General features: G+C 47.8%; 10 protein-coding genes. 7 read left to right on the top strand and 3 right to left on the bottom strand.

Translation table 11 applies throughout. The features are described 5' to 3' along the window. The first annotated feature begins 294 nt into the window (after window positions 1-294). From ACR0P9_RS02260 to ACR0P9_RS02245, 4 genes are all read left to right on the top strand, one after another. A complete protein-coding gene (locus ACR0P9_RS02260; protein WP_432617225.1) occupies window positions 295-1,518 on the top strand; it encodes an FtsW/RodA/SpoVE family cell cycle protein in 1,224 nt (407 codons plus the stop codon). 116 nt (window positions 1,519-1,634) lie between these two features. Then, entirely contained in the window at window positions 1,635-2,912 is a 1,278-nt protein-coding gene (locus tag ACR0P9_RS02255) for a 2-hydroxyacyl-CoA dehydratase subunit D (RefSeq protein WP_432617224.1), read from the top strand. After that, window positions 2,905-4,563: an acyl-CoA dehydratase activase gene (locus ACR0P9_RS02250; RefSeq protein WP_432617223.1), complete on the top strand. Its 1,659-nt coding sequence runs from the start codon at window positions 2,905-2,907 to the stop codon at window positions 4,561-4,563. The genes ACR0P9_RS02255 and ACR0P9_RS02250 overlap by 8 nt, the downstream gene beginning before the upstream one ends. Before the next feature lie 14 nt (window positions 4,564-4,577). Continuing rightward, complete coding sequence (locus ACR0P9_RS02245; RefSeq protein WP_432617222.1) at window positions 4,578-5,114, top strand: histidine phosphatase family protein; 537 nt, start codon at window positions 4,578-4,580, stop codon at window positions 5,112-5,114. A gap of 57 nt (window positions 5,115-5,171) precedes the next feature. Here ACR0P9_RS02245 and ACR0P9_RS02240 read toward each other — a convergent pair whose 3' ends face one another. Together ACR0P9_RS02240 and ACR0P9_RS02235 are read right to left on the bottom strand one after the other, a co-directional pair. Then, window positions 5,172-6,314, bottom strand: coding sequence for a DUF4317 domain-containing protein (locus ACR0P9_RS02240; RefSeq protein ID WP_432617221.1), 1,143 nt, complete (start codon window positions 6,312-6,314; stop codon window positions 5,172-5,174). 112 nt (window positions 6,315-6,426) lie between these two features. After that, on the bottom strand, window positions 6,427-7,047 hold the full coding sequence (locus ACR0P9_RS02235) for a DUF5067 domain-containing protein (protein WP_432617220.1): 621 nt from the start codon (window positions 7,045-7,047) through the stop codon (window positions 6,427-6,429). Between the two features lie 191 nt (window positions 7,048-7,238). Here ACR0P9_RS02235 and ACR0P9_RS02230 point away from each other — a divergent pair, with 191 nt between their 5' ends. Next, entirely contained in the window at window positions 7,239-7,673 is a 435-nt protein-coding gene (locus ACR0P9_RS02230; RefSeq protein WP_432617219.1) for an RrF2 family transcriptional regulator, read from the top strand. Window positions 7,674-8,086: 413 nt separating this feature from the next. Continuing rightward, window positions 8,087-9,505: a pyruvate kinase gene (pyk, locus tag ACR0P9_RS02225; RefSeq protein ID WP_432617218.1), complete on the top strand. Its 1,419-nt coding sequence runs from the start codon at window positions 8,087-8,089 to the stop codon at window positions 9,503-9,505. Between the two features lie 82 nt (window positions 9,506-9,587). Here pyk and epsC read toward each other — a convergent pair whose 3' ends face one another. Then, window positions 9,588-10,511 carry a serine O-acetyltransferase EpsC gene (epsC, locus tag ACR0P9_RS02220; RefSeq protein WP_432617217.1) on the bottom strand — a complete coding sequence of 308 codons (924 nt, stop codon included), beginning with the start codon at window positions 10,509-10,511 and terminating at the stop codon, window positions 9,588-9,590. Between the two features lie 317 nt (window positions 10,512-10,828). Here epsC and ACR0P9_RS02215 point away from each other — a divergent pair. Further along, on the top strand, window positions 10,829-12,487 hold a 1,659-nt coding region (locus ACR0P9_RS02215; protein WP_432617226.1), incomplete at its 3' end, for a glycogen debranching protein.

Below are 12,487 nucleotides of genomic sequence, written 5' to 3'. Positions count from 1 at the left end.
TCATCCACGGAACCGTTCCGCCATACCAGATGGACGGCCTGAAGTCAAAGCCGTAGGAATCATACATAGTATAGCATAAAATACACACAAATTTAAGAGCAAAATCAAAAGAATCAAAAAATGAGGGAAAAACAACAAAAGGAAAACAGCTTGTGATTTTTGTGACAAAAAAGTATTTACCGCTTGGCGGAAAGGTGGTATGATAAGAAGGAATGAATTTGAGAACGAATGCTGCCGAACAGGGCGGCATTTGCGGAAGCAGGGAACCTGCTTTCCGGAAAGGACATCGGTTTCATGCAACAAATAAAAGAAAGAATAGGACGCTACTTTGGCACGCTGGATTATATCCTGCTGTTTTTGGCACTGACTTGTTCGGCGTTTGGATTGGTGCTGATTTTTTCCGCTACTTATGCGATGGATGGCGGAAGCATCAAGTATATTGCCGTGCAGTCGATTGCCATCCTGCTTGGTTTGGTCGGCTTTGTCATCATGTCGTCGATCAACATTGAAAAGTACACGCCGATGTGGCGGCTGGTGTACATCATCAACATTTTATTTCAGCTGTCTTTGATTGTGTTTGGTTATGAAAACGGCGGCAATAAGAGCTGGCTTCGCTTCGGCAGCCTCGGCATTCAGCCGGCAGAGCTTGGTAAACTGCTGTTTATCTTTACCTTTGCCAAGCACATTAATTTGCTGCGCTACAAGCTCAATAAAGTGAGCAGTCTTGTGCAGTTCGGTCTGCATCTTGTTTTGATGATGGCGGCCATTATTTTGCCGTCGAAGGACGTCGGCATGTCTCTGCCGTATGTATTTATTGCGGTGGTCATGTTGTTTGCAGCGGGACTCAGCCTCAAGTGGTTTGCAGGCGGTGTTATCTTGACCTGTGCTGCGGTTCCAATTGTATGGCAGAGCTTGGGTACATTTCAGCGTAATCGAATTTTGGTGCTGTTTAATCCAAGTGTTGCCCCGGATACCTATTGGCAGCAGCAGCAGAGCCGCATTGCGATTGGTTCGGGCAAGCTGCTCGGCGCAGGCTTCTTGAAGGGCAATGAAACCCAGAACAACATGCTTCCGGCAAAGCAGACCGATTTTATTTTCGGTGTTGCCGGAGAAGAATGGGGTCTAGTTGGCTGTTTGGTTATCGTAGCACTGCTCATGGCGCTGATTATCCGTATTTATTACATCGCGTTTCATGCGCCAAGTCAGATTTCCTCTCTGATTTGTGTCGGTATCGGCAGTATGCTGCTGTTCCAGACATTTGAAAATATCTTCATGTGTCTGGGCATTGGACCGGTTATGGGCTTGACGCTGCCGCTGTTCAGCTACGGCGGTTCGTCGGTTGTCACGACATATTTGGCGATTGGCATTGTCGTGGGCATCTCACGGCGAAGAAAACGGCAAAAACAACAGGGACTGGAAGGGGCAGAACAGCTTCCCGTAGAAACGGAAGAACAAAAGAAGCATTCCTTTGCTGGAAAGCTTAAAAATCTCGTTCGCTTGCCAAAACATAACAAATAAAAGAAGACAAGAACAGGTGTGTTTGTGAAAAAACACACCTGTTCTTTTGAAATGTTGACAATCCAACAAAAACGGGGTAATATGCACAGTATGGAAAATCGAGAAAGAAGGGTGTTATGGATATTGTAGATGTATTTGGCGGATATGTAGACAAATTCAGCCAAACTAGCCCGTCGCGGGCGCGCTGGCTTCTGCGCACCGGATGGAGCGTACAAAAGCTGCGTCAAAAAATGACAACGGATAAGATGCTGATACCGGCAGATCGGTATCTCGCAGAACTCATGATGAATACAATGATTCGTCCGCTCAAAAAGCCGGATCAATCGGCGATTGTCAGCATTTTTACGCCGTGTGAGCTGTTGCAGGAAGTGGGCTTAAATCCATATAATGTAGAGGGATTTTCCTGCTATTTGGCAGGTACACATATTGAGCGCGGCTGTATTCAGCAGGCAGAAAACAGTGGTCTGTCCGAGACATTGTGCAGCTATCACAAAACATTTCTCGGTGCCGCAGAAAAGGGACTGCTGCCGAAGCCGAAGTGCATCGTGTATACCAATCTGGTTTGCGATGCCAATCTGGTAACTTTCCGCAAGCTGTCGGAATTGTTTGACGTTCCGACATTTGCCATTGATGTGCCGATGCAGCAGAACGAGGACAATGTAAAATATGTTGCCGATCAGCTCAGAGAGCTGGCTAAATTTTTGGAAAAACAGACAGGTAAGACCATTGATATAGAACGTGTCAAGCAGCGTGTGGCGCGCACCAAGCAGACCATGAAAAATTATGATGTGTTCCAAAAAAAGCGCGCGGATAAATATATTCCGAGTGACTTGGTGTCTCCGCTGTATGCCGGTATGACAGGAAATATTCTGCTGGGCACAGAGGAAGAACAGAAATATACACAGATGCTGCTGCATGATGTGGAACAGGCACCGGCGGCAAAGGGCAAGCGGATTTACTGGATGCATACGATTCCGTATTGGTCGGCAGCTGTTGCAAAACAGCTGCGGTTTCGTGAGGATGCGCAGATTGTCGGCTGTGAGCTGGCACACAACTATCCGCAAGATTTAGAGTTTGACCCGGAACAGCCATTTGAAGCGATGGCAAAGCGCATGGTGTATCATGCGCTCAATGGCAGTATCAAGCGGCGCATTGAGACAGGCATTTATCATGCCAAGCAGGCGGGTGCAGATGGTGCTGTCTGGTTTGCGCATTGGGGCTGCAAACATACCTTGGGCGGTGCACAGATCGCCAAGCGCATGTTTGAAGAGGCAGGCATTCCGCTTCTCATCTTAGATGGAGATGGCTGCGACCGCAGTCACGGCGGCGAAGGACAAACGGCAACTCGTTTGGGTGCATTCCTCGAAATGCTGGGAGGTGCAGAACATGAATAAGACGTATTATGTCTGTAAATATACGCCGATTGAACTGCTGCAGGCGTTTGGCGCGCAGTGTGAGAATGTCAATCATATGCCGGAAGGCTTTGAACGCGCCGACCAAATCGCTCATCCGAATCTGTGCGGTTTTGGCAAAGCACTGCTGGAAGCGGTGATGGCAGGTCAGATCAAAGAACTGGTGCTTGTCAATTGTTGTGATACCATTCGCAGTGTCTATGATATTCTCGATGCATCGGGAAAATTGGACTTTTTGTATATGATTGATATGCTGCACTGTGGTGATACATGCAGCCGAGAGCGCACTGCGGCACAGCTCAAAGGACTTGCTGCGGCATACGGTGCATACAAGGGAACGACATTTGACGAAGCGGCGTTTCGTGCGGCATTTGTACCGAAAGATAAGCCAAAGGGTGCTTACTTGACGGTTTTGGGTGCACGCATGGGCGCAGAGTTGTTTGATATGGTGCAGAAAGTTATGCCGCTGCCGGTTGTCAATAACAGTTGCGTGAACAATCGGTCGGTCGGGGAAGTTGCTCCGCCGGAACAGCTTTCGTTTGATGCACTCATGGATTGGTATGCGGGAGAACTGCTGCATCAGATGCCGTGTATGCGCATGATGGACAATACCGGACGCAAACAGCTGTATAACGACGAAAATCTCAAGGGCATTATCTATCATACCGTAAAATTTTGCGATTTTTATAGTTTTGAATACGCGGAGATCAAACAACATGCAGCGCTTCCGCTGCTGAAAATTGAATCGGATTATACCGTTCAAAGCAGTGGACAGCTGCTTACGCGTCTCGAAGCATTCGCGGAGAGCATTGCTCCGGAACAAATGGAAGGAAAGGAACGAAAGATGGGCAAAGGATTTGTAGCAGGCATCGACAGCGGCTCGACCAGCACGGATGTGGTCATCTTAGATAAAGAAAAACACATCGTGACGGGGATTATTTTGCCAACGGGTGCCGGTGCGGCAATCGGCGCAGAACGTGCTTTGGAACAGGCTCTGGACAGCGCAAAACTGACACGCGAGGATATTGATGCACTGGTAACCACTGGTTATGGACGCACTGCCATTCAGAGCGGCGATAAGAGCATCACGGAAATTACCTGTCATGCGCGCGGTGCCCATTATTTGGATCCAGCTGTTCGCACGGTCATTGACATTGGCGGACAGGATAGCAAAGTCATTCGTCTGGACGAAAACGGCGCAGTTGTCAATTTCGTTATGAATGATAAGTGTGCTGCCGGAACAGGCCGATTCTTGGAAATGATGGCGCGCACAATGGAAATGAGCTTGGATCAAATGAGTGTAACGGGATTACACTATAAAGAAGACATTACGATTTCCAGTATGTGTACGGTGTTTGCAGAATCCGAAGTGGTTTCTCTCATCGCACAGAATAAAGCGCCGGACGACATTGTACACGGCTTAAATAAGGCGGTTGCTGCCAAGACTGCGGCACTGGCGAAGCGCGTTGGCGGCGAAGAGAAGTACATGATGACCGGCGGCGTTTCTAAGAATCAGGGTCTGGTGCAGACACTGGAAGAAAAGCTGAATACCAAGCTCGTTATCAGTGAAAAAGCGCAGTTGTGCGGTGCACTGGGCGCAGCACTGTTTGCAGCGGATATGATTACAGAATAATTGGAGAAAAAACCATGGGACATCTTTATTTTGTACGGCATGGCGAGACCATCTGGAATGTGGAGAATAAGATTTGCGGTGCGACAGACATCGCATTAACAGAAAAAGGCCATCAGCAGGCGATAGAAACCGGAGAAGAAATCCTTCGACAGGGCGTTCAAGTGGACAAAATCCTGTATTCTCCGCTCATTCGCGCGGCAGAAACGGCGCGTCATATCTCAGAAGTAACTGGTGTGCCGCGTCAGGCAGAACCTCGTCTGACCGAGCAATGCTTCGGCAAATGGGAGTCTACACCGCGTGATGGCGCAGCGTTCCGAGAAGCCAAAAAACAATTTGTTGAACGGCATGAAGGCGGCGAATCCATGCTGCATCTGGCACAGCGCATATATAATCTGTTGGATGATGTATGTGCGGACAGTGATACGGTCTATTTGCTCGTTGCACATAATGGAATTGCTCGCGTGGTGCAGTCGTATTTTTATGAGATGACCAATGAAGAGTATGCGGGATTTGGCATTAAAAATTGCGAAATTCGCCGGTATGATTTTTAAAGAATAAAGCAAAAACATCCTGTTCTGTGCTTAAAACAGGATGTTTTTCTATGAGATTTACACTTTTTCGTCGTCAAAATGGATGCTGACACCATTAACCTCCACGCTGTCTTCGGCGCGGATCATGATGTACTTGATACCATCAATGGTTTTGGTCTGCACGAGATCGCGTGCCTGCGGCTTGACGCGGATTGTTACCTCCGGCAATGTCACATCGAAATGCTTGTCGTCGATGATGTTTTTCGGACTGACAGCTTCTCCTTCGCCAAATTCTGCATCGAATTGCTCACGGAATGCCTCTGTGTGCTGCTCGGATACGCCGCAGTCCTCTAAAACTGCAGTGACGGTATCCGCATGAATCTGCAACGGCTCGGTAATCTTATTTTCCTTGTGCATGTCGATGAGATTGGTCAGCTGTTCATGTACTGCCTGTACGACTTCCATGCTGCACTCTTCTTCCAGAGAATGGGAGAGCAGAGCTTCAAAACAGGTTTTCTGTTCGGATGCTGGTTTGGGAACATCCGTGCAGAACATGGTTTCGATGAACGGAAGTGCGGTGTCATCCGGCTTTTTGGTGTAGCACAGCGCGTTGTAAATATTCGTGCTGCGGTCGTCGAATGCTGGGAATAGGAAGCCGATCTGCGGCGGTGCAACCAGCCAATCTCCGGCGAAGGTATGGAAATGCTGTTCGTTGTAATCATAACCCAAGCCAGGCTTGCTCTTTTTCACCGGCGCAATGCTGCACAAGATGTGCGTGAACATTTCCTCAGAGCCATCGGAAAGCTCTGTATCGTCTTTGGCTTTATATGGTACATCGTAGGCATTGCAGGCGATAAGAATCAAATAATTTTCTTCAAGAGAAACACAGGAAATGACTTTGTCATAGAATTTTTGCAGCAGTTCTTCGTCTTCGAGCTTGGTTTCGCGCAGTTTCATCAGTAAGCCGTGCTCCTCGCTGCCGATAACCTGCTGATTGCTGAAGGCAATGTCAATTAAATTCTTGCCCAGCGTGCCGGACAACGACTTTTTGAGCAGATTGAGGTAGGCGTCTGCTTCTTCGTCGGTTGCGAGAGCAAGAGACTGAGAAAAAGTCGAAACAATGCTGCGATTTTCGTTCACATAGCAGCCGTATACTTTGGTAATATTATTTCTGTCGCGTTTGAGCTGACGACGCAATTCTGCGACTTCTTTTTCGTTCATAATAAAACGCTCCTATCATATCATAGAGATGTAAGGACATTGTACTGCACACGGCAAAGTCTTGTCAATCAATAAAAAAAGAACCTGCTGGGCAGGTTCTTTGATAGAAAACTTATGATACGGCAGAGCCGATTGTGTTTGTGCTGGAAGCCGCCTCAACAGTCAAGCCAGTGAGATCCAACTCGCGGACTAAAGCCTTTGCTGTGCTGTCACGCAGATCACGCACCTGCAAAGTAACCGGCAATGTTTCGGAATTGAGCTTGTAGTAGGCAGCGCAGGTAATAGACTCTCCCGGCTGGATACGGGTCAGCATAGCGGAATACAAATCATCCGCCTGTTTTGGTGTTGCATACTCCAAAACATCTGCATCAGATAACGATTCATTTCCCTCTGGCTGATAGGCATTGGGAATGACTGTTGTGCTGAACGAAGCGGCAGATCGGGAATTATTTTTAAACTCGTATTCTACACACAGGGCAGTGTCGTTGTTTTCATCCTTGCGGAGAGAGTAGCCGACGACAGATACTGTGCAGTCGCGGAAAGAGCGCGTGTTCGGATCAACATTTTCTTCCGAAGAGCCTGCTACACTGCCAGCAGAACCGATTTGCGGTGCCTCTGCGGAACCGGTTTTATCGGTAGAAATGGAATCAGGGGCAGCATCAGCGGGTTTTCCGCAAGCGGTTAATGTTATAGTTATTAGACAGAGCAAAAAGAATGCGCTCAGTTTCTTCATAACGAATCCTCCATTGGGTGTAAACGAATGTTAAGTATGTGTTAAGAAATAAATAATAACGTACCATGTATCATATCATTTTTTTCGCAGCCTGACAAGGGATAATGCGAGTTGTTTTGAAAAAATACAAATAAGGTGTTGCAATTCCTAGTAAATTAGTATATAATAGGGGAAATAGGAGGTAAACCTTTATGAGGATTTCGACCAAGGGTAGATATGCATTGCGCCTGATGCTCGATCTGGCGGTTCATGATACAGGAGAAAACATTGCGCTCAAGACGATTGCCAAGCGGCAGGACATCAGCGGAAAGTATCTGGAACAAATCATTGGTGTTTTGACAAAAGCTGGTTTTGTCAAGAGTGTGCGCGGCTCGTCTGGCGGTTATCGACTGGCAAGAGCACCGAAGGAGTACACCGTCGGCGATATTCTGCGCCTGACAGAGGGTTCCCTTGCGCCGGTAGCCTGTGTGGAAGAAGGCGTGGAGAACTGTCCAAAGGCGGAGACCTGTGTTACATTGACGGTGTGGCAGCAGCTCAATGACGCCATCAATCAAGTTGTGGATAACATTACCCTCGCAGATCTCGTAGAACGCAGCGAGGAAATGAGCGATTTTTACTCCATCTGACAAACATATCGGAAAGAAAAAAGTCTGTCGCAACGGCGACAGGCTTTTTGTTTTCATGCAGGAATTCTGACATAATTTGGAGCATCATGGAACGAAATGAGTAGATATTTTGTAAGTTTTCCTTGGTAAACATGGAAAGAACGACAGATTTTGTCAGAAATGTATGATATTTTAACGGAAATGGTGTACGAATAGTAGGGAAAAACAATTGACTATGTTATAGAGGCGTGTTAAAATTACAAAACAGGTTAAATCGGGTCTTTATGGATGGGAAAGCAGATAAAATAAATCGAAATTGTAACATTTTTGAAACATTTTGAAAGATTATCTGTATGAATCATTTCCTTCATAATCTGCTCTGCCATCTGTGAGGACCCGTGTTATATTTTCATTTTTGATTGTGAGGAGTACTTATGAGAAAAACGAAGATTATTTGTACAATGGGACCAGCTACTGATGACATCGAAGTGCTTCGCGCTATGGCGCGTGCAGGCATGAATGTCGCACGTTTCAATTTTTCCCACGGCAGCCACGAAGAGCACAAGCAGCGCATTGACCGCGTGAAGGCTGTCCGCGAGGAGTACAATCTTCCGATCGCTCTGCTGCTGGACACAAAGGGTCCGGAAATCCGCACCGGTGATATGCAGGACGGAAAGATTTTCCTCAAGAAGGGTGAGCAGATTCGCCTGACTCCGCGTGCATGTCTTGGCACGCCGAATAAGATTTCCATCACGTATCCGGATCTGTATCAGGATGTACAGGCTGGCACCAGCATTCTGATTGACGACGGCTTGATTGAGCTGCGCGTTGAGCAGACCCAGGAGCAGGATATTCTGTGCCGCATTCTGAATGATGGCGCGGTTTCCAACCATAAGGGCATCAATGTACCGGATGTACATCTGTCCATCCCGTATCTGAGCGATAAGGATAAGGCAGACATCAAGTTCGGCATTGAGCAGGGCGTTGACTTTATCGCTGCTTCCTTTGTTCGTACTGCAGACGATGTACAGCAGCTGCGTATGCTGCTCGATGAAAACGGCGGCGGACATATCAACATCATTGCAAAGATTGAGAACCAGCAGGGTGTTGAGAATATCGACGGTATTGTTGCACTGGCTGACGGCGTTATGATTGCCCGCGGCGACATGGGCGTTGAAATTCCGGCTGAGGATGTTCCGCCGATTCAGAAGATGCTGATTAAGAAGGTAACGCTGGCTGGCAAGCAGGTTATCACAGCAACCCAGATGCTGGATTCTATGATGAAGAACCCGCGTCCGACCCGTGCAGAGGTAACCGACGTTGCAAACGCTATTTATGATGGCACCGGTGCAATCATGCTGTCCGGCGAGACCGCTGCCGGTCTGTATCCGGTAGAGGCACTGACAATGATGGCTCGCATCGCAGAGCGTACCGAAGAGGACATCGACTACCGCAAGCGTTTCTTTGTTCGCACCAGAAAGGCAAATCCGGACATCACCGATGCAATTTGCCACGCAACCTGCACGACGGCATATGACTTGAATGCACGCGACATCGTTACGGTTACGAAGTCCGGCCGTTCTGCTCGTATGGTAGCTCGTTATCGTCCGTCCTGCGGTATTATCGGCTGCACCCCGACCAAGACAGTTTGGTATCAGCTGAATCTGGCTTGGGGCGTTTCTCCGGTTCTGCTGGAAGAGACAGATGATGTTTTTGATCTGTTTGACTCTGCGCTGGAGACAGCAAAGAATCAGGGTCTGATGCAGGCTGGCGATATTGCTGTTATCACCTCCGGTGTGCCGATTGGTGTTTCCGGTACCACCAACATGATTAAGGTACAGGTTGTCAAGTAAAGATACCGATAGAAAATACGAAAACCACCGTTCATTTTTGAACGGTGGTTTTTTGCAAAATGATAGAATAAATAAAAATATATTACTTGTTCTCGCAAGATGCTTCATATTCCTTTTCGCCAAAGTCATCGACCGTCAGCTCCGGTGTTTTCATGCTGACGCGGGAGAACGGAGGAATCGAAGATGTGATAAATGCCGAGCCGCCGATGGTCGAACCGCGGCCAATGACGGTATTTCCGCCCAGAACCGAAGCATTGGAGTAGATGGTGACATCGTCTTCAATGGTCGGATGGCGCTTTTTGCCAGCCAGCTTGAGGCCTGCACGGGTAGACAGTGCACCCAGCGTAACACCCTGATAGATTTTGACGTTATTGCCGATATTGGTTGTCTCGCCGATAACAACGCCAGTGCCGTGGTCAATAAAGAAATACTCGCCGATGGTTGCACCAGAGTTGATGTCGATACCGGTTCGGCTGTGGGCGTGTTCGGTCATGATGCGCGGGATATACGGAATATTTCGGATATACAGCTCGTGTGCAATGCGATACGTGAAGATGGCACGCAGTCCCGGATACGACAGAATGATCTGTTCCTTGCTGCCAGCGGCCGGATCGCCGTTCAGAGCAGCCTCCACGTCAATAAGAAGCAGCTTTTGCAGACGCGGCAGCTCTGCCATCAGCTCAGCGGCAGCTTCTTCTGCACGCAATTCTACAGAGCGGGAACGTGCGCCTTCCTGATAGGCCAGTGCGGCACGGATCTGCGGATACAGACGCTCATAGATGCGATGCAGCATCTGACCGGCAAAATACGGCGCAGATGTGCGGGTCGGCTGGTCTGCACCGAAATATCCCGGAAACAACAGCTGACGAAAATCGTTGATAATATCAATGATTTCGCCGGGATTCGGGCGCTCTAAGCCGTTTTTATTGAAAAATAGTTCATTGGAATTATATCCTGCCTGCAATTGGCGCACGATACTGTCCAAATGATCGTTAAAATGAGACATATTTGATTGCTCCCTTAGAAGATGTTTACAAAATAGTATAACAATAATTATCGGAGATTGCAACAGACAAAATACAGAATAGATTTGCCTTTTGGCGTATATTTATGTACAAAGATAATTGACATTTTCAGCAAAACAGGCAATAATAATAACAGTGATGAAAAATAGATGAAAAACTGGCACGTTTTGATGCGCTGTTTGAAATTGAGGTGGATTATATGACCGAACAGGGTCATTCTAAAATGATGGAATACGGTAGAGATACGGGAGAACATGCAACTTTCTGTGCACCAAACGGGCGCTTTTTTCAGCATCCGATGCGTGAAATCGCAGGCTATCAGACCTGTAAGGGCTATTGTCTGCAAAATGGTGCATATGAATTGCCGAACGGTGTGAACTTTACCATATCTTCTATGGGGGCAACGAGCATTTCTTTGCTTCTGTTCCGTCGTTGGGCGCAGAAACCGTTTGCCGTGCTTCCATTCCCAGAGGAATATCGCGTGGGAAATGTATACGCAATGATTGTTTTTGGCCTGGATATTGGAGAATTTGAATATGCCTACAGCATAGATGGCCCCAATGATCCGGCACACGGCATGTTGTTTGATCCGGATAATATTATTCTCGATCCGTATGCTCGTGCTGTGGCGGGTCAGTCCAAATGGGGAACCAAAGCGATTCCGGGCAGCAATTATCGCGGCCGCATTGTTTCCTCGTATTTTAATTGGGAAAACGTCCAGTCTCCGCATATTCCTATGCAGGACTTGGTTATTTATGAAATGCATGTGCGCGGATTTACCAAGCATGAATCGTCCGGCGTAGCCAATCCGGGCACGTTCGACGGCATCATTGAAAAAATTCCGTATTTGAAAGATCTCGGTATCAATGCGGTAGAACTCATGCCGATTTTTGAGTTTGATGAGATGCGGGATATGCGTGTGCATGACGGAAAATTACTGCTCGATTACTGGGGATATAACCCTGTATGTTTCTTTGCACCGAATACTGCGTATTCGGCAGATCATGAACTGACGCATGAGGGCGATGAACTGCGCAAATTGGTGCGTGCGCTGCACAAAAACGGCATGGAAATCATTCTGGATGTCGTGTTTAATCACACCGCGGAAGGCAATCAGGATGGACCGATCTTCTCGCTCAAAGGCGTTGACAATTCGATTTACTATCTGCTTGCACCGGACGGAACTTATTATAATTTCAGCGGCTGTGGCAATACTGTCAACTGCAATCATCCGATTGTGCATCAGATGATTGTTTCTTGTCTGCGCTATTGGGTCATTGAGTACCGTATTGATGGTTTCCGGTTTGATTTGGCGTCGATTCTCGGACGAAATGAGGACGGCACGCCGATGCATAATCCGCCGCTGCTGGAATCGCTGGCAGTTGACCCGATTCTCAGCAAGGTGAAATTGATTGCAGAGGCTTGGGATGCAGGCGGACTGTATCAGGTAGGCTCATTCCCATCACGCAGCAATCGCTGGGCAGAATGGAACGGCAAATATCGAGATGATGTGCGCTGTTTCTTGAAGGGCGACGGCGGTATGGCAACGCAGCTAACCTATCGTATGCTCGGTTCGCCGGATCTGTACCAGCCGGATGAACGCGGTGAATGCGCATCCGTCAACTTTATTACCTGTCATGATGGATTTACGCTCAACGATTTGTTCTCGTATAATGCCAAGCACAATGAGGCAAACGGTTGGAAAAATACCGACGGTGACAACAACAACAACAGCTGGAATTGTGGTGCGGAAGGCGTGACGGATAATCAGGATGTCAACAATCTGCGCCGCCGCCTGCAAAAGAATGCGGTGACTGTGCTCATGTGTTCGCGCGGCACGCCAATGTTCCTCGCAGGTGATGAGTTCAGCAACTCGCAGTTTGGCAATAACAATGCGTACTGTCAGGATAATGAAATTTCGTGGCTCAATTGGGATGACTTGAAAAAGAATGAAGAT

Source organism: Butyricicoccus sp. (assembly GCF_050872565.1).
Lineage (GTDB): Bacteria > Bacillota > Clostridia > Oscillospirales > Butyricicoccaceae > Butyricicoccus_A.
Note: the sequence above shows the minus strand (reverse complement) of the source record. Positions and strands in the feature narration are given on the sequence as shown.

Excerpts from the sequence above, each read along its gene's own strand:
- ACR0P9_RS02260 (WP_432617225.1), top strand. The coding sequence starts at position 295 with ATGCAACAAATAAAAGAAAGAATAGGACGCTACTTTGGCACGCTGGAT.
- ACR0P9_RS02255 (WP_432617224.1), top strand. The coding sequence starts at position 1,635 with ATGGATATTGTAGATGTATTTGGCGGATATGTAGACAAATTCAGCCAA.
- ACR0P9_RS02250 (WP_432617223.1), top strand. The coding sequence starts at position 2,905 with ATGAATAAGACGTATTATGTCTGTAAATATACGCCGATTGAACTGCTG.
- ACR0P9_RS02245 (WP_432617222.1), top strand. The coding sequence starts at position 4,578 with ATGGGACATCTTTATTTTGTACGGCATGGCGAGACCATCTGGAATGTG.
- ACR0P9_RS02240 (WP_432617221.1), bottom strand. The coding sequence starts at position 6,314 with ATGAACGAAAAAGAAGTCGCAGAATTGCGTCGTCAGCTCAAACGCGAC.
- ACR0P9_RS02235 (WP_432617220.1), bottom strand. The coding sequence starts at position 7,047 with ATGAAGAAACTGAGCGCATTCTTTTTGCTCTGTCTAATAACTATAACA.
- ACR0P9_RS02230 (WP_432617219.1), top strand. The coding sequence starts at position 7,239 with ATGAGGATTTCGACCAAGGGTAGATATGCATTGCGCCTGATGCTCGAT.
- pyk (WP_432617218.1), top strand. The coding sequence starts at position 8,087 with ATGAGAAAAACGAAGATTATTTGTACAATGGGACCAGCTACTGATGAC.
- epsC (WP_432617217.1), bottom strand. The coding sequence starts at position 10,511 with ATGTCTCATTTTAACGATCATTTGGACAGTATCGTGCGCCAATTGCAG.